We start from the raw sequence: 16,083 nt of genomic DNA, 5'->3' as shown, positions 1-16,083 counted from the left end.
TGAGGAGGACTTTATGTGTCCTGTCGGACTCTCACACTTCTCCCGCCGTTCTTTCCTTCGCTATTCTGCTGCCGCATCCGTAGTTGCTTCCGTACCCATCCTGACTGAATCTCACCTGGCATATGCGCAGCGGCGCATGGTGGCGAGGGACATTCCGCCTGACGCTGTTCGTATCGACGCAAATGAGAATCCGCTGGGGCCGTGCTCCGGCGCCTGCGCGTCGATTTCGAGCCTGATTCCCGAGGGTGGACGCTACGACTTCAACCTGACAATCAAACTGGTGAAGACCTTCGCGGAGATCGAAGGGCTCAAGATGGATTATGTGATGCCGTATGCGGGGTCGAGCGAGCCTCTGCATTACTCGGTGCTCGCCTATACCTCGAAAGACAAGCCGTATGTCACGGCTGATCCGGGCTACGAAGCGGGCATGCGCGCCGCCGATTTGAATGGCGCGAAGGTCATCAAGGTTCCGCTCACGGCGAGCTATGCGCACGATGTGAAGGCAATGGCTGCGGCCGATCCGAATGCCGGGGTCATTTACATCTGCAATCCCAATAACCCGACAGGCACTGTAACCAGCCGCGAAGATATTGAATATCTGCTGGCCAACAAGCCCAAGGGTTCGATTCTGCTGATTGACGAGGCCTACATCCATTTCTCTGACGCGACCCCGAATCTGGACCTGGTGAAGGCCGACAAGGATGTGATTGTACTGCGCACCTTCTCGAAGATTTATGGCATGGCGGGCGTGCGCTGCGGATTTGCAGTGGGTCGTCCGGACCTGTTGGCGAAGATGAATTATTACGGCATGAACTCGATGCCGATCATGGCGGTTGCCGCGGCCACGGCCAGCCTGCAGGAAAAAGAACTGGTCCCACAGCGGAAGAAGATCAATGCAGACATCCGCCAGGAGACCATGGAGTGGCTGGCGGCGAACAACTACAAGTTCACGCCTTCGCAGAGCAATTGCTTCATGCTCGATACCGGGCGCCCAGGCAAAGAAGTGCTGGCAGCTCTTGCGGCGAAGAAAGTTTATGTGGGCCGGGTGTGGCCTGTATGGCCGAACTATGTCCGCATCACGGTCGGCACTAAGCCTGAGATGGAAAAGTTCCGTGTTGCTTTCAAGGAAGTGATGAGCTCATCGACTGCGGGCCTGGAACCTCTGCCGCTTCCGGAACGCCTGCGGGAGCATCCTTATACTCATCTCTCTTAACTGAGATTGTTTTTGACTGCTGACGCTTTGCCGCTTCCGAATAGGCGGCAAGGCGCTCGAGCAGTTCTGCGGCCTGGGTAGCTGACGGTATTGCTGTCATCTTCAGATCACGGGCAAAACGAAGAACTTCGAGCATACCGGTGTAGTCGCGCTCCGACATTCTTCTGCGAAAGGCGATGTGGAGCAGGAATCCGGCGAGTGCATGGACTTCCCTATCTGCCAGCCCGCCGAATTCATCGCGCCAGTGCGCGTATTTTCCATCGAAGTCGAGCAGGCGCAGCAGATGCTTTGCTTTTCTGCGTTTTACGCCACCTGCTCGAATCTCGATTGGCGGTGCGTGGTCGGACCTTAATGATGCTGCGCAGAGCAGTCCCATGACATAGGCCGTGTGATACGCAGTTGCGAGCCGGTAATGCGTGCGCTCGAGGCCGGTGCGTGCTTCAATCTCGGAGATGCGCGTGGCGGGAGTCGGCAGAAAGCCGGCCTTGTCTTCGACGCGCGTGAGCACGCGGAAGGCAAAGGCTGCAACACTGCTCCAGGTCTTTCCGGTAAGCGGCCAGCTCAACAAGATTTCGCCGGCAAGATCGTAGTCCTGCTCGTCCAGGCAGTGGGCCAGCGCTGCTTCAGCTTCGGCAAGGATGATATCCCGCGGACGCGGGAGAGCACGGGGATTTCTACCGAAATCGGTTGTGTACATCAGCGCGTGGGTGAAGGCGTAGAGGTCATCGCGCGAGCAGGCGAGCACGTCAAGCGGATGATTGAGAACCGAGAGGCGGATGAGATTGCGGTAGCGATGGTCGGACTCATGTTGCGGCAGTCCCAGAGCAGCCCACTCTTTTTCGAGCATACGATGGGGGACACGCTCTCGTCCGGCACTGGCCTGGGATTTAAGAGCGCGGTGGAGCAGTTCGTCGAAGGCAGAGTCTGGAAATCCGAGACGATTGAGGCAGAGGTGCCCCATGGCGTATTCCCATGCCGCGCAGGGTTCAAGGCACATGCCCAGCATGGCGCGTTCGCTGCGCGCATGTGGCGCAAGATGCTGAGCGATGATTTTGACGCGCTCCTCGACTTCCCGATGAGAAATTTCAGACGCAGCGAGAAGCAGAACTGCGGTTTCGGCGATGATCTTCTCGGCGCGGACGTTCTTCGCGGAATCGCGGGCGTCGGTGTATCCGCCGGCTGCCAGATGTTCGACGGTGAACCGGGCAATATCGAGCGCATGGCAGAGGCGGCGGATGAGATCGTGTTCGCAGTGCCGCCGCAGGGCTGGTTTTCTCCTGTCTGCCATGGCTCGATGTCTACCGGGCAAGTTCGCCAGCGTTGGCGGCGAGCTTTTCCAGTTCTTCTACCGCTCCGCCGGGATTGAAGACACGGTAAAGGTGAATGAAAATGCGATTGGTCCCGCAGAAGAAGTCTCCCGGATCTTCGGCAAGCGAAAGTGAGGGGCCGAGTTCGGCGACGGCCTTGCCGATGGCGGCAAAGTCGACGGCTTTGGTGTCAAGCAACTGCTTGACAACCTGTCTGTGCTGATCGAGATTTCCCATGTGATTCTCCTTGTCTCTCGCGGGTTGGCGTAGAGGGGAGGGAACCGCGACTGCTGGAATGGTGCAGAGGCTGCGGGTTCTGTTTCATCGCAGACGCCGGAATTTTCGTGGCGCACGAGAGCTGCCGCGCCAAGACACACAAAGGAAAGGATCTTTTACTTAAGTCGCTTGCTCAAAAGCGCAAACAAACCTGAGTTACAATGCTGGAGCAAATCTGCCGGGTGAAAGCAAGAATGCCTGCTGAGATTTATCAGGGTGCAGTGACAGGAAGAGCGCGGGAACGTTTCCCGCGTGTGGCAGTACTGCTGCTTGTGGCGGGAGCATGCCTCGCACTTCACGTGCTGATCGTCCTGGCAGGCGGCAGGCGGTCCATCGCTATCTCTTACGTGATTCTGTTCGCGTTGCCCTTGATGTCGTCGCTGGCCTGCCTGTGGCGCGCGGCCGGGTGCAGAGGAATCATCCGTGCGAAATGGACGCTGGTGGGAGCCGGCATGCTGTTCTGGTCTATGGGCATGGCGCTTTATGTGCGGGATGATGTCTTTCTGCATGCGCAGCAAAATACTGCCCTGCTGGAGGATTTTCTCTTCTTCATCTATGGAGTGCCGGTTCTGGTAGCGCTTTCCGTCACCGGATCCGACCAGAACTTCCGCCCTATCCTGCTGCTCGACATCCTGCAGGCCCTGCTGGCTGTGGCGCTGGCGTATTTTGTGCTGTTCAATGCTTTTCCCTTCGCGAAAGGCGGCGTGCGGCCCATTACTCTGCCGGTTCTGGTACGCGTGTATGACGTGGAAAATATCGTGCTGGCCGTGGCTTCCGTTTTTCCCCTTCTGGCCAGGCAGCGGGCAGAGGAGAAGAATTTCTATCGCATCCTGAGCGCCTATACGATCTCGTACGCGATGGCGATCGCGCTCTACAACCACGGCCTGACCTATTGGAATCTGCGGACGGGAACCTTGATCGATCTTCTGATCGACGTTCCGTGGCTGTTCCTGATTGTGCCCGCATTCGGGCTGGCAGTCGGGCAGGAGGAACTTTCAGTTGCGGCCGGGGCGAATCCGGTTGCGCTCTTCGTAAACAACGCAAGCCCCATTCTGTTCACGCTCGCAGTGCTTGGACTGGGCGCGTATATGACGACGCAGAATCTCTATCTGGGGATTGCGGTGACCTGCGTCGCGCTGGTGATTTACTGCCTGCGCGCCACCATGCTGCAGGCCTGGTATTTCAGCACGCAGATGGCGCTCTATGAGGCTAACAACAAGCTGCATGCGCTTTCCCTGCGCGATTCACTGACTGGTGTCGCGAACCGGGGTGGTTTTGAGCGTGCGCTGCGGCTCGAATGTGAACGGGCGCAGCGCACAGGCGACCCTCTTGCGCTGCTCATGATCGACGTCGACCTCTTCAAGACCCTCAACGACACCTACGGGCATCTGCATGGCGACGATTGCCTGGTGCGCATTGCCACGGAGCTGGAAAGGAACCTGAACCGCTCCAGTGACACAGTGGCGCGTTACGGCGGTGAGGAGTTCGCCGTGATTCTGCCGAAGACGGATATAGAAGGCGCAGTCAGCGTCGCGGAAAAACTTCGCAGCGCTGTCGCTGAGCTGCTGATCCCCAACGAAACGGAGATCGGGGATTTCGTGACGATCAGCGTGGGAATCGCCGCCTACGAATGCAGCGAGGGAGTGAACTGCAGCCGCTTTGTCGATGTAGCGGACAAGGCGCTTTATGTCGCGAAGCGAAATGGCCGCAACCGCTATGAAATTGCGACAGAGGCATCACTGAAATAGATTTTGTGAGTGATTGTGCGCTACTGGCCCTGATCGTCGGGCGGCAGGGCATAGTAGCCCTTGCGTGCCTGCACTTTGAAGCCATCGCCCTTGCAGGAGATGTCGAGCTTGCGGTAGCCGCCGTCGAGTTTTTTGTTAGCGGGCGTGTAGCTGGCCAGATACTGGGTGCGCAGCTCATCTTCAATCTGCTGGAAGGCGGCTTCCATCTTCTTGCCGTTGTTGCCTACGTCGATCATGCGGCCGCCGGTTTCGTCGGCCATCTTCTTCAGCTCGGATGCGCCGGAATAGCCCATGTTGTAGCCGAAGTAGAAGCCGCGGTCGGCGATCAGCAGGGCATAAATGATGAGATTGGATTTCTGCGCGGCCTCGATGGCGTCGGCGATTTTGTGCGTGCTGCCCTGGTCTTCGCCGTCGGTGAGCAGGATGATGGCTTTGCGGCCAGTCTCGGAGTGCAGCTTTTCAGTTGCTACCTGATAGACCGCGTCATAGAGCAGTGTGCCCTTGGGAGTGCCGTGCACCGGCACCGGGCCCTGGCCGATTCCGGGAACACCGCCGCCCCCGCCCCCGGTGTTAATCTCGGCTTCACTCATGGCTTTTTCGATGGCGCGCGGATTGCTGGTGAAATCCTGCATCAGGCTCACCTGAACATCAAAGGAGACGAGAAACGCCTGATCCTTCGAACGGAGGATGCGCTTGACGAAAGCGCTGCCGGTCTGCTGCTCCATGGGGAGAACATTCTGCTGGCTGCCGCTGGTGTCAAGCAGGATACCCAGCGTAAGAGGGAGATCGGCTTCGGCGGAGAAGTTCTTGACCGTCTGCTGCTGCTTGTCTTCAAGGATATTGCAGTCGTTTTTGGTCAGGGTGGAAATGAGGCCGCCCTGCTTGTTGCGGACCGTGAAATAAAGGCTGACAAGGTTGACGTTGGCGCGGAAGGTGGGAGTAGCCGCGATGTCTTTGGTAGTGTCAGGCGCGTTGCTCACCGGGGGAGCATCGGCAGACGGGGCTTCCTGCGCATACACCATGGCGGAACGGCCCGCCACCGCCAGCATGGCCGCAAAGAGAAAAAGAATGGATTTACGCCCGCGCATCGACACGTCTATTTGACGAGCAATGAAGGGGAAAGGTCAAACGGAAACGGATCAGGCGGGAGGACGGCTATTTTGGTAGTCTAAAAGAATCGGGTCATCCTTCCCTTCACTAACGAATGCTGGCCCGGAGCATCTAAGAGTAGTGCAATCAAGCTGCCGTACTGCTTTGGCGGCAGGCTGTTGTACAAGTATGGCGGGGGTCTTTCGCAACAATGCAAGGTGCCGTAGCAGTATTGCTGGCTTTTCTCATGCTGGGTGTGCCTCAGCAGCAACAACAGCAGAGTATTCCGGACGCGCCTGCGCCCCAGCCCGCCAACGCTGGTGATCTTCCCAACCTGAAGAGCGGAGTCACTCCGGGACGAGGAGCAGCAGTCCAGACAGCGCCGGCGCAGAGCACACCTGAGGGGCAGCAGCCCGCGCCCGCAGGGCAACCATCCTCGTCGGATACGCAAGCGCCGCCGCCACCGGATAATGCCCCGCAGCAACAGCAGGCTCCGGAAATCATGAATGGCCAGCAGCAGCAAAGCTTCCTGATCCGCGTGCCAGTCACCTACATTCAGGTTCCAGTCACTGTGCGCGAGAAAAAGAGCCATACTCTCGTAGCGGGTCTCCAATGGCGGCAATTCAAGATCTTTGAAGACGGACTCCGGCAGAACATTGCCACATTTTCGGTGGACCCGCTTCCGCTCTCGGTAGCGTTTGTTATCGACCAGAGCCTGCCCTCAGACGTGATGAACAAGGTGAACCAGAGCCTGTCTGCGGTGACTGGTGCATTTGCTCCGTATGATTCGGTGGCGGTTTTTGGCTACAACAGCAGCACACGGATGTATACCGACTTCACCGGAGCGCAGGGTGCGCGTCTGCCCGCGGTTCTGCAGAGCGCCAAGTCCTCAGGACGGGACATGGGTGTTATCTCCCCGGGCGGCCCGCTCGATAACGGCCCGACGATCAACGGCAAGGGGGTTGACCCGAATCTGGCTCCGCAGCGCGGCAACGCGGGCTTTATCACTATTCCGAAGGAAGTCCATCCACTGAACGACGCGATTCTGGAAGCGGCAAAAGCACTGGCGCAACAGCCCAAGGAGCGCCGCCGTATTCTCTACGTCATCAGCGACGGCAAGGAATCGGGCAGCAAGGCCTCGTACAAAGAGGTCGTGCGCTACCTGCTGACCAACAACATTTCTATTTATGGCACCCTGGTGGGCGATTCGGCGATGTGGGGCGTTGGCTATCTCGACAAATGGCATATTCCGCTGCTGCCGACTATGCGCGACAACATTCTGCCGAAGTACTCGCTGGCAACGGGCGGCAGTCTTGAGTCGCAGTACTCGGAAAATGGTATCCAGGAGAGCTTTGCCAAGATTACGGCGTCAGTGCGCGCGCAGTACACGCTGGGCTATTACACGCACTCAGGCATCATGAGCGACAAGTTCCACAAGATCACAGTGGTGGTCGAAGTGCCCAATCTGGATGTGACGTCGAAGGACGGCTACTACCCGTCTGCCTCCATGCGGCAATGAGCGCGCCCGTCAACGGGCCTGCGATGGCTTTAGTTGCAGCCCTCGTGTGGGGAGCGTCTGACTTCTGCGGCGGTCTGGCGGCGCGCAAGGCCTCTTCTGCCCTGATTGTGGCAATTGCCCATGGCCTGGGCCTGGCTGCATTGCTTCTGGTGCTGGCTGTGGTCCGGCCGGGAATGCCTTCAGAGCACACGGTCGTATTCGGATTGCTGGCCGGATTTACAGGCGGCATAGGACTGCTTCTGCTCTACAAAGGACTTTCACTTGGTTCCATGGGCCTCGTCGCCGCGCTCTCCGGAGTTGTAACGGCGGTGGTGCCGGTAGTGGTCTCCTTTTTCAGCGATGGACGGCCCACGGGCCTGCAGATCGCCGGCTTTGCTCTGGCCACAGCCGCTATCTGGCTGATCGCCTACACGCCGGGATCGGGGAAGGCTCACGGCCTGGGCCTCGCTGTCGGCGCGGGGCTGGGCTTTGGGTTCCTGCTGGTCTTTCTTCATATTGGCGGGAAAGGCAGCGTTCTCTGGGCGCTGGCTTTCTCGCGCGTTGGGTCTGTAACCTGTGCTTTAGCTTCGGCGGGAATGGTCGCGCTGCGCGGCGCCCAGCCGATGAGGCAGCCTGGGGCCAACTGGATAGCCTTTGTACCACTGGCCGGGATTGCCGGTCTGCTCGATACATTCGGCAACCTGCTCTATACATTTTCATCCCTGGTGGGCCGGCTCGATGTGGCAGCGGTTCTGTCCTCGCTTTATCCTGCGGGGACGATTCTGCTGGCCATCTGGCTGCTGAAAGAGCGGGCTACGCGGAGCCAGACGACAGGCATGGCGCTCGCTCTAGTTGCGGTTGCGATGATTTCGGCTTAGGCTGTATGTCAACGGTTTTTTTAGTTTGATCTGCTGAAGGTTTTCTGGTCCGGAAGGTATTTTCTCTGGTTCCAATTTGTAACCTGCCGGAGCACAAACAGCCGGCTGTTGGATGACAATGCGCCTCTACTATGGTTACCATTGGATAATGCTTAACGCTCAGACCCCCGAGCGAAACCAATTGCTCGCGGCCCTGGAACGAGATCTGGCGACGAAGAAAGACCAGCTCAACATGCTGATTTCTATGTTTCATGCGTTGCCACGCATGTCCCGCGCCTACATTGTGCCCGTCTTTCGCAGTACGCGCCGGGAAATCGCCCTGCTGCGGCGGCAGATTCGCGGCTTGCGGCAGTACTAGCTATCTTCCAATCAATTCATCCAGCTTGGTATCGTGCGACGGCGCTGCCGGCTGCGTTCGTGCGATTTCGAGAGCCGATTCCGCGCTGTCTGCCACCTGAATCAGCGTGCGGTTTTCCGGCTTGATGAAGCCCTGCGATACAGCGTGATCAAGGAACATCAGGAAGCCGTCATAGTAGCCGTTCGTGTTGAGCAGAATGCACGGCTTCTGATGGATTTTGAGCTGTGCCCAGGTAACGATTTCGATGAATTCGTCGAGCGTGCCGTAGCCTCCGGGGAGCGCGATGAAGGCGTCGGAGTGATCGTACATGAGCGCCTTGCGCTCGTGCATGGTCTTGACGAAGTGAAGCTCGGTCAGGCCCTTGTGAGCGATCTCGCGGTCGGTGAGGACTTCGGGAAGCACACCGACGACTTCACTTCCGAAAGCAAGCGCTCCATCGGCGAGGTATCCCATCAGCCCGACGGATGTCCCGCCATAGACCAGGCTCATTCCGGCTGTGGCAATGCGGCGGCCTAATTCTTTTGCGGCATGGACGTAAACAGGATCAGCGCCGTCAGCTGATCCGCAGAAGACGCAGATGCGGAGTTTGTTCGGTTGTGGCATCACAGGGAAGTTTACTTAATCAGACGCATTCCTGCTGTCTTGGCCGCCGCGCTGTCGAAAGTTACTGTGTAGTGACAACCTGCGGCATGGCAGGACCGTTCGATAAGACAATCGCCAAAATCTGCCTTTGAAACTTTATACAAGTGCAGTGCCTGCCACACGAGAGGCGATTGCTCAACAATAATTTCTTTCGCTCTCAACAGTTCCTCAAGGATATGAATGACAGTGCCACGGTCAGCCTGATAGGCCCGAGTCAGGACCCACACCAATTCCACTACCGAAGCGATCGTGATATAGCCTGGGTTCTCTGCTGTGAGAGATCCGATCAGCGCTGATGCCTTCGAGAACTGGGCTGGATCATCCCGGGCAAAATATCGCACTAGCACATTCGTATCGAGGCCTATCACCGCGCAGAGGCTCCTCCCTCGGCAATAGCCTCATTCATTTCATGGATGCTGACTGGCTTCTTCCGTTTTGGGAGAATGCCTTTAAGCGATTGTATGGAAACAGTAGCAGGGATTACTTCATAATGGCCTGTTTCCTGATTGCGGACAAATTCAATGCGGTCACCCGTGCTCACGCCAAGTTCGATACGTACTTCAATAGGAATTGTGATCTGTCCTTTAGAGGTAATGGTGGATGCTGCCATATGCCCTACTCCTTCCTTAATCATAGTCTGATTCCTTACTTTTTAGTAATGAAAATCGCAGATGCGCGCAGGGTGAAGCGCGATACACTAAAAGAAGAGCCTACCGAAACAACATTCCGGGAACCCATTTTGCAGCAGTTACTCGACAAGTTGAATCCCCAGCAACGGGCTGGGGTAGAGGCCGTGGACGGCCCGGTTCTGATCCTTGCCGGCGCGGGGTCAGGCAAGACGCGCGTCATTACGCATCGCATTGCGTACCTGATCCAGGAGCGCGGCGTTGCTCCCGATGCCATTCTCGCGGTGACCTTTACCAACAAGGCCGCAGCCGAGATGGGCGAGCGCGTCGACAAGCTGATCGGGCATTCGACGCTGGCCAAGCCGCTGATTGCGACCTTCCACTCCCTCTGCGTGCGGATGCTGCGTCGGGACATCGAAGCGCTGCGCATCGGCAATGAAGGCCTGACAAAGACCTTCGCCATCTATGACGAGAGTGATCAGCAGAACCTGGTGAAGCAGATCATGCGGCGCATGGGTCTCGATGACAAGCAGCTGACGCCGCGCGTCGTGCTGTCGAAGATTTCCTGGGCGAAGAACCACATGATCGATCCGCAGGAGTACTACCTGCAATCCGCCGATCCCCTCAGCGAGAAAATCGCCCACATCTTTGAGGCTTACAGGAAAGAGCTGCGCAAGAACAACGCACTTGATTTCGACGATCTATTGCTCGAAGCGGTGCGGTTGCTCAAGTCTTCTGCCGATGTGCGCGAGAAATACAACCGCCGCTATCGCTACCTGCTGATTGATGAATATCAGGACACGAACCGTCCGCAGTATGAGCTGATGAAGCTGCTCGCCGGGGAGACGAAGAATGTCTGTGTGGTGGGCGATGAAGACCAGAGCATCTACTCATGGCGCGGCGCGGACATCCGCAACATTCTGGAGTTTGAGAAGGACTTTCCCGACGCGAAGGTGATTCGTCTCGAGCAGAACTATCGCTCAACGCAGATCATTCTGGAAGCGGCGGGCGCGGTGGTGGCGCGCAACTCGCAGCGCAAGGGCAAGCATCTGTGGACGGCGCGCGAGGGCGGAGCGAAGATCGGCTACTACGAAGCTCCGGATGGCGAGAATGAAGCGCTGTTTATTGCCGACTACATCCAGAAGTATCTGCGCAAGGCTGGGCAGGAACACGAAGATGTGCGCGTGGCCGTGCTCTACCGGACGAATTCGCAGTCGCGCCTGGTTGAAGAGGCGCTGCGGCGGTACGGTATCAGCTACACGATGGTGGGCGGCTTCTCATTCTATGAGCGGTCGGAGATCAAAGACCTGCTGAGTTATCTGAAGCTGGTGCAGAATCCGCATGACTCGATTGCGCTGCAGCGGGTGATCAATACGCCGGCGCGCGGGATCGGAAAAGCGACGCTCGAAACGCTGGAGCGGATTGCGCTTGAAACCGGCACGAGCACATGGAATGCGATCGAACGGGCATTGGCGGAGCGGCTCGTCCCAACGAGAGCCTGCATTTCGCTCGATGCATTTCGCAAGCTGATTGAGGATGCGCGGGCAATGCTCTCAGCGGAGCTCGCAGAGAAGCTGACTGCTGATGTTGCTGTGGATGAAGCTGCGCCAGCTTCAGATGAAGATACGAGCTTTGAATTCGGCGATGCCGAGCAGCATGGGTTTGCGTTCTCAGACAATGATGTGGCTTTCGATGCCTCGGAGTTCAATCCGTTTGCAGAGGATGCGGACGAAGAACCAGCATCAGGCACCCAGGAAAAGGCAGTTCCGGAAGCTGTTCCGGGTTTTCGCAAACCAGGCGCTGCGGCGACACTGCCTGAGCTGATCCGCTTCGTCATCGACCGCAGCGGATATATTCGCGCGCTTGAGGAAGAGGGCACGCCGGAAGCCTTTTCGCGGATTGAGAACCTGAAGGAACTGGCGAACGCGGCGCAGGATGCGCAGGAGCGAGGCGAAACTCTGGATGAATTTCTGGACCATGCGGCGCTGGTGAGCGATACCGACAAGTATGACGCCAACGCGCACGTTACGCTGATGACGCTGCATTCGGCCAAGGGGCTCGAGTTCCCGCTGGTGCTGCTTGCGGGAATGGAAGAAGGTCTGTTTCCGCACTCGCGGACATTGAATGATCCGGAGCAGATGGAAGAAGAGCGCCGGCTTGCCTACGTCGGCATGACGCGGGCGATGGATGTTCTTGTGCTGACGCGGGCGCGCTACCGCCGGCGCTATGGCAATGACATGCCGGAAGCCTCGATGCCGTCGCGGTTTCTCGAAGAAGTGCCGCCACAGCTGCTCGAAGACCTCAGCGGCGGGCAGCAGCGCTCTTCGGGCTGGGGCGGATATGCCGCTTCCTACACGGAGCAGCCGTCTTGGATGCGCCGGAGGTCTTCGTATGACGATGACTTTGAAGGCAGCCGTCATTACAACTACGAGGATGAAGATCAGCGGCCTATAGCGCAGCGCAACCGCTCTACATCTACATCATCACGTACTTCAGTTTCCGGGCGTGAAGGCGAATCGCTGGATAACATCGCGCAGTTCTTTGGGTCCAGGGGCGGCGCTCATGGCGCGAATTCGACGCGGCCTAAGGTCGAGGTTTCCGAGCCGAAAGGCAAAACAGGATTCAAGAGCGGACAGCGCGTCCGGCACCCGAAATACGGCGAAGGCGTGGTCTTCCGGCGCGAAGGAGACGGTGAAGACGCGAAGATCACGGTACAATTTACAAGGTTCGGTGTGAAAAAGCTGGTGGAGAAGTTTGCCCAGCTGGAACGGCTGTGACGGCTGTTCACGATCCGAAAAATTTTCAGAGAGATTCATAGAGAATGGCAAATACCAAGAAGATTGAAAGCACAGAAGAACGCAAGAAAGTGAAGCGCGCAGCGCGCAAAAAGGCTGCTCCCAAGGCCAAGCGGACCACTCCGCGCGGCTCGAACAAGAAGAAGGTCAGGAAACTGGTACGCGGACAGAGCAAGCGCTAGCGCTCGCTGAAATGAGGCCTGTCCTGCCGATTTTGCTTCGCGGGACAGGCCCCGAGCGGCTACACTCCCCTCATTAGAACTGCAGGAGTCAGGGTTCTGCCGACACAGGTCTTCGCCAGAAAATCGATCGACAAACTGATCAGCGACTCGGAATCGCCGGAGCACAGCCTTAAGAAGACGCTCGGGCCGTGGTCGCTTACCGCGCTGGGCGTTGGCGCGGTCATTGGCTCGGGGATTTTCACTGTCATCGGCACGGCGATTGCGGGCGAGCAGTTCGACACCTCGTCGATTCTGAATACGCCTGTACTGGATTACCTGGTGCATCATACGGCGCTCATCGGGCGTCCGGGAGCAGGACCGGCGCTGGCATTGTCGCTCGTACTGGTTGCGATTGTCTGCGCCTTCACCGGTCTCTGTTATGCGGAGCTCGCATCGATGATTCCGATTGCAGGCTCGGCCTATACCTATACCTACGCGACGCTGGGTGAGCTGATTGCGTGGATCATCGGCTGGGACCTGATTCTGGAATATGCCTTTTCAAACATGGCGGTTTCGGTCGGCTTTGCCGCGCATGTGGTCGATCTGCTGGACTGGCTGGGCATTCATCCGGCGCCGCAATGGATTTCGCCTGCCTATCTGCCCAGTGGCTTGCAGGACTTTCACGGCAATGTGCTGTACGCGCCGGGATGGCACTTCGGCTTTAACTGGCCTGCATTCCTGATCGTCATGATTCTGACGGTCGTACTGGTGCGCGGCATCCGCGAGTCGGCAGAGACCAACAACGTCATGGTGCTGCTGAAGATTGCGGCCATCCTCGTCTTCATTGCCTTTGGCGCGCACTTCATTCATCCTTCGAACTGGCATCCGTTTTATCCCAACGGATGGTCGGGACTGCTGACGGGCGGCTCGATCATTTTCTTCACCTACATCGGGTTTGATTCGGTTTCGACCGCGGCGGAGGAATGCAAGAATCCGCAGCGTGATGTGCCGATCGGCATTCTGGCGACGCTGTTGATCTGCACCGTGCTCTACATTGGCGTGGCGGTGGTGCTGACGGGACTGATCAAGTGGGACCAGCTTGTCGGCGACGCGGCGCCAGTGGTCAATACGCTGCGCAAGCTGTCGGTGGCAACAGGGAGCGCATCGCTGCACTGGGTGCGGCTGGCGATTCTTATCGGCGCGCTGCTGGGCATGATTTCGTCGATCCTGGTCTTCCAGATCGGGCAGGCGCGGGTGTGGTTTGCCATGTCGCGCGACCGCCTGCTTCCTTCGGTCTTTTCAAAGGTGCATCCGCGCTACCGGACGCCCGCGGTTTCGACCTGGGTGGCTGGATTTGTGGTCGGGCTGCCGGCGGGACTGCTCGATATCGGGACGTTCTCTGACTTGTCGAATATCGGGACGCTGTTTGCGTTTGTGCTGGTATCGGCGGGCGTGTTGATTCTGCGCTATAAGGATCCGCAGCGTCACCGCAGTTTCCGATGTCCCGGCGGCCCTGTGCTGCCGGTTCTGAGCATTATCTTCTGCGTGCTGCTGATGGCCGGACTGCCGATCATGACCTGGCTGCGCTTTTTTGTCTGGCTGGGGATCGGACTGCTGATTTATTTCTTCTACAGCCGCAAGCGGAGCGAGTTCTGCCCCGCGCAGAAGATGCGATAAGAAGCGCTCTGGAAGTTTCTGACTGGCCTGCGATACCCTTTAAGTGGGGGGTAAATCATGACTGTTCAGTTAGAACTCAATCCAGAGATAGAAGCTCGAATCGTGGCAGAAGCGGCTGCCCGCGGGATTGCGGTTGAGCAGTACACGCGGGAGCTTGTAATGGAAGCTCTGGAATTACATCCGAAGCCTGTCAAAAAACTGACGCCGGATGATGTGCGCGAGATGCTGCGGGCTATGGGAGAAGGCTCTGAAAACTTACCCAATCTTCCGACAAGCGCATTTTCGCGAGAGAGCTTCTACGAAGGCCGGGAGTAATGCCAGCCCAGCCCTTTCTTATCGACAGTAATATTCTGCTCCGCTGGGTACAGCCTCATAACAAGGATTTCCCGATTGTAGAGATAGCGCTTTCTCTGCTTGCAGGTCAGGGCTGCGACCTTTTTTACACTTCGCAAAACCTGGGAGAGTTCTGGAATGCGTGCACACGCCCGATGGAACGAAATGGATTCGGGCTTAGTCCCCACGAAGCGGACTTGCGCGCCCGATCATTCGAAGGAAAACTGCGGCTTTTGCCGGACACGCCGCTGATCCACGATATCTGGCGCGAATTGCTTGTGAAATACAAAGTTTCCGGCGTGCAAGTGCACGATGCAAGGCTTGTTGCATCCATGCGTGTGCATGGAATTGACCATATTCTTACCTTTAATATTAAGGATTTCAGCAGGTACCAGGAAATCAAGCCAATACATCCTGAGGAAGTGAAATAGCTATGCCGGATCAGCTTCAGGCATTCCTCCGCCGGCTCCCCAAAGCAGAACTGCATCTGCATCTCGAAGGCACGATCACTCCGGAGACGCTGGTCGAGTTGAGCCGTCGGCATGATGCTGAGCCGCTGACGCTGGAGCAAGCGCAGGCCCTCTATCAATACACAGACTTCACCGGATTCCTCATGGCGTTCAAGGCAGTCACCGAGCGGCTGCGCACTCCGGAAGACTATGAGCTGATTACTTACAAAATGTTGCAGCAGCTTGCGGGGCAGGGAGTAGTCCATGCTGAGGCGTATGTCGCCGTAGGCGTCGTTTACTTCTGGGGGCGTTCCGAGTTTGAGCCGATCTTTGCCGCGATGGAACGGGCACGCATAAAAGCCGAGCAGGACTTCGGCATCACCCTGTACTGGATATTCGATGCTGTGCGGCAGTTTGGTTTGGAACCCGCGGCGCGCGTCTTCCAGAAAGCCGCCGAGATGAAACGTGAATACCCGAGCATTGTGGGCATCGGCATTGGCGGCGATGAGCGCAAGGGGCCAGCCGAGATGTTCCGCGAGCTCTACAGCGAAGCGCGCGATGCCGGCCTGCGATTGACGGTTCACGCCGGCGAATCCGTGGGCCCGGAGAGCATCTGGGGCGCGCTGAACATCGGCGCGGAACGGTTGGGGCATGCGCTGACTGCAATCCATGACCCCGAGCTGATGCACCTGCTGGCAGAACGCCAGGTACCGCTCGAAATCTGCATGACATCCAATGTCAAAACCGGCTGCCTTGCGAATCTCGAAGCCCATCCCGTTCGGCAGTACTTCGATTCCGGCCTGATGGTGACGCTCAACTCAGACGATCCGACGATGTTTGGCAGCGATCTCGAAGGCGAGTTCCTGCTGGCGCATGAAGAATTCGGCTTTACCCAGGAGCATTTGCGCGAGCTGGCGGCGAATGCCATCGAAGCGAGCTTCCTTCCGCCGGAACAAAAAGTGCGATGGTTACATCAAATAGAAGAGTATGTCTAAAGAGATACGGCACGTTGCCGATGCGCACCATACAGGCA

Annotated in this window: 17 protein-coding genes; 11 read left to right on the top strand and 6 right to left on the bottom strand. The window is 57.7% G+C overall.

What is annotated here, in order from left to right; genetic code table 11:
* The first annotated feature begins 13 nt into the window (after positions 1-13).
* Entirely contained in the window at positions 14-1,213 is a 1,200-nt protein-coding gene (locus tag AC5S16_RS07935; RefSeq protein ID WP_493929505.1) for a pyridoxal phosphate-dependent aminotransferase, read from the top strand.
* On the opposite strand, the gene AC5S16_RS07930 is transcribed toward AC5S16_RS07935, so the two are convergent.
* Both AC5S16_RS07930 and AC5S16_RS07925 read right to left on the bottom strand, forming a co-directional pair.
* Entirely contained in the window at positions 1,122-2,501 is a 1,380-nt protein-coding gene (locus AC5S16_RS07930) for a DUF6895 family protein (protein ID WP_493929504.1), read from the bottom strand. The genes AC5S16_RS07935 and AC5S16_RS07930 overlap by 92 nt on opposite strands.
* Positions 2,502-2,511: 10 nt before the next feature.
* On the bottom strand, positions 2,512-2,757 hold the full coding sequence (locus tag AC5S16_RS07925; protein WP_493929503.1) for a hypothetical protein: 246 nt from the start codon (positions 2,755-2,757) through the stop codon (positions 2,512-2,514).
* A gap of 233 nt (positions 2,758-2,990) precedes the next feature.
* On the opposite strand from AC5S16_RS07925, the gene AC5S16_RS07920 reads away from it, so the two are divergent.
* Positions 2,991-4,544: a GGDEF domain-containing protein gene (locus AC5S16_RS07920; RefSeq protein ID WP_493929502.1), complete on the top strand. Its 1,554-nt coding sequence runs from the start codon at positions 2,991-2,993 to the stop codon at positions 4,542-4,544.
* A 20-nt stretch (positions 4,545-4,564) separates the two neighbouring features.
* On the opposite strand, the gene AC5S16_RS07915 is transcribed toward AC5S16_RS07920, so the two are convergent.
* Positions 4,565-5,632, bottom strand: coding sequence for a VWA domain-containing protein (locus tag AC5S16_RS07915; RefSeq protein WP_493929501.1), 1,068 nt, complete (start codon positions 5,630-5,632; stop codon positions 4,565-4,567).
* 212 nt (positions 5,633-5,844) lie between these two features.
* Here AC5S16_RS07915 and AC5S16_RS07910 point away from each other — a divergent pair, with 212 nt between their 5' ends.
* From AC5S16_RS07910 to AC5S16_RS07900, 3 genes are all read left to right on the top strand, one after another.
* Positions 5,845-7,152 carry a VWA domain-containing protein gene (locus tag AC5S16_RS07910; RefSeq protein ID WP_493929500.1) on the top strand — a complete coding sequence of 436 codons (1,308 nt, stop codon included), beginning with the start codon at positions 5,845-5,847 and terminating at the stop codon, positions 7,150-7,152.
* Positions 7,149-8,009, top strand: coding sequence for an EamA family transporter (locus tag AC5S16_RS07905; RefSeq protein ID WP_493929499.1), 861 nt, complete (start codon positions 7,149-7,151; stop codon positions 8,007-8,009). The genes AC5S16_RS07910 and AC5S16_RS07905 overlap by 4 nt, the downstream gene beginning before the upstream one ends.
* Positions 8,010-8,157: 148 nt before the next feature.
* The gene (locus tag AC5S16_RS07900; protein WP_493929498.1) at positions 8,158-8,367 is read left to right on the top strand and encodes a hypothetical protein; all 210 of its coding nucleotides are present in this window, start codon (positions 8,158-8,160) and stop codon (positions 8,365-8,367) included.
* Here the strand turns inward: AC5S16_RS07900 and AC5S16_RS07895 are convergent, their stop codons facing one another.
* Genes AC5S16_RS07895 through AC5S16_RS07885 form a run of 3 tightly spaced genes read right to left on the bottom strand, consistent with a single transcriptional unit; the run spans position 8,368 to position 9,619 of the window.
* Complete coding sequence (locus AC5S16_RS07895; protein ID WP_493929497.1) at positions 8,368-8,970, bottom strand: LOG family protein; 603 nt, start codon at positions 8,968-8,970, stop codon at positions 8,368-8,370.
* Positions 8,971-8,981: 11 nt separating this feature from the next.
* Positions 8,982-9,377 carry a type II toxin-antitoxin system VapC family toxin gene (locus AC5S16_RS07890; protein WP_493929496.1) on the bottom strand — a complete coding sequence of 132 codons (396 nt, stop codon included), beginning with the start codon at positions 9,375-9,377 and terminating at the stop codon, positions 8,982-8,984.
* Positions 9,374-9,619 (bottom strand): AbrB/MazE/SpoVT family DNA-binding domain-containing protein, encoded by a 246-nt coding sequence (locus tag AC5S16_RS07885; RefSeq protein WP_493929495.1) that lies wholly within the window; start codon positions 9,617-9,619, stop codon positions 9,374-9,376. Before AC5S16_RS07885 ends, AC5S16_RS07890 begins: the two co-directional genes overlap by 4 nt.
* Positions 9,620-9,748: 129 nt before the next feature.
* Here AC5S16_RS07885 and AC5S16_RS07880 point away from each other — a divergent pair, with 129 nt between their 5' ends.
* The 6 genes from AC5S16_RS07880 to add all read left to right on the top strand — a co-directional run bounded on the left by AC5S16_RS07880 (position 9,749) and on the right by add (position 16,045).
* Entirely contained in the window at positions 9,749-12,412 is a 2,664-nt protein-coding gene (locus AC5S16_RS07880) for an ATP-dependent helicase (RefSeq protein ID WP_493929494.1), read from the top strand.
* 44 nt (positions 12,413-12,456) lie between these two features.
* Entirely contained in the window at positions 12,457-12,612 is a 156-nt protein-coding gene (locus AC5S16_RS07875; RefSeq protein ID WP_493929493.1) for a hypothetical protein, read from the top strand.
* A 135-nt stretch (positions 12,613-12,747) separates the two neighbouring features.
* Positions 12,748-14,268 (top strand): amino acid permease, encoded by a 1,521-nt coding sequence (locus AC5S16_RS07870; RefSeq protein ID WP_493929701.1) that lies wholly within the window; start codon positions 12,748-12,750, stop codon positions 14,266-14,268.
* A gap of 57 nt (positions 14,269-14,325) precedes the next feature.
* On the top strand, positions 14,326-14,583 hold the full coding sequence (locus tag AC5S16_RS07865) for a hypothetical protein (protein WP_493929492.1): 258 nt from the start codon (positions 14,326-14,328) through the stop codon (positions 14,581-14,583).
* Entirely contained in the window at positions 14,583-15,032 is a 450-nt protein-coding gene (locus AC5S16_RS07860) for a type II toxin-antitoxin system VapC family toxin (protein ID WP_493929491.1), read from the top strand. Before AC5S16_RS07865 ends, AC5S16_RS07860 begins: the two co-directional genes overlap by 1 nt.
* A gap of 2 nt (positions 15,033-15,034) precedes the next feature.
* Positions 15,035-16,045 (top strand): adenosine deaminase, encoded by a 1,011-nt coding sequence (gene add / locus AC5S16_RS07855; RefSeq protein ID WP_493929490.1) that lies wholly within the window; start codon positions 15,035-15,037, stop codon positions 16,043-16,045.
* The last annotated feature ends 38 nt before the right edge of the window (positions 16,046-16,083 follow it).

It is taken from the genome of Acidobacterium sp. FHG110202_01 (genome assembly GCF_059115305.1).
Note: the sequence above shows the minus strand (reverse complement) of the source record. Positions and strands in the feature narration are given on the sequence as shown.

What these genes read in the sequence shown, in the direction of transcription:
- AC5S16_RS07875 (WP_493929493.1), top strand. Translation starts at nt 12,457, where the DNA reads ATGGCAAATACCAAGAAGATTGAAAGCACAGAAGAACGCAAGAAAGTG.
- AC5S16_RS07905 (WP_493929499.1), top strand. Translation starts at nt 7,149, where the DNA reads ATGAGCGCGCCCGTCAACGGGCCTGCGATGGCTTTAGTTGCAGCCCTC.
- AC5S16_RS07860 (WP_493929491.1), top strand. Translation starts at nt 14,583, where the DNA reads ATGCCAGCCCAGCCCTTTCTTATCGACAGTAATATTCTGCTCCGCTGG.
- AC5S16_RS07935 (WP_493929505.1), top strand. Translation starts at nt 14, where the DNA reads ATGTGTCCTGTCGGACTCTCACACTTCTCCCGCCGTTCTTTCCTTCGC.
- AC5S16_RS07920 (WP_493929502.1), top strand. Translation starts at nt 2,991, where the DNA reads ATGCCTGCTGAGATTTATCAGGGTGCAGTGACAGGAAGAGCGCGGGAA.
- add (WP_493929490.1), top strand. Translation starts at nt 15,035, where the DNA reads ATGCCGGATCAGCTTCAGGCATTCCTCCGCCGGCTCCCCAAAGCAGAA.
- AC5S16_RS07925 (WP_493929503.1), bottom strand. Translation starts at nt 2,757, where the DNA reads ATGGGAAATCTCGATCAGCACAGACAGGTTGTCAAGCAGTTGCTTGAC.
- AC5S16_RS07900 (WP_493929498.1), top strand. Translation starts at nt 8,158, where the DNA reads ATGCTTAACGCTCAGACCCCCGAGCGAAACCAATTGCTCGCGGCCCTG.
- AC5S16_RS07910 (WP_493929500.1), top strand. Translation starts at nt 5,845, where the DNA reads ATGCAAGGTGCCGTAGCAGTATTGCTGGCTTTTCTCATGCTGGGTGTG.
- AC5S16_RS07885 (WP_493929495.1), bottom strand. Translation starts at nt 9,619, where the DNA reads ATGGCAGCATCCACCATTACCTCTAAAGGACAGATCACAATTCCTATT.
- AC5S16_RS07895 (WP_493929497.1), bottom strand. Translation starts at nt 8,970, where the DNA reads ATGCCACAACCGAACAAACTCCGCATCTGCGTCTTCTGCGGATCAGCT.
- AC5S16_RS07930 (WP_493929504.1), bottom strand. Translation starts at nt 2,501, where the DNA reads ATGGCAGACAGGAGAAAACCAGCCCTGCGGCGGCACTGCGAACACGAT.
- AC5S16_RS07865 (WP_493929492.1), top strand. Translation starts at nt 14,326, where the DNA reads ATGACTGTTCAGTTAGAACTCAATCCAGAGATAGAAGCTCGAATCGTG.
- AC5S16_RS07915 (WP_493929501.1), bottom strand. Translation starts at nt 5,632, where the DNA reads ATGCGCGGGCGTAAATCCATTCTTTTTCTCTTTGCGGCCATGCTGGCG.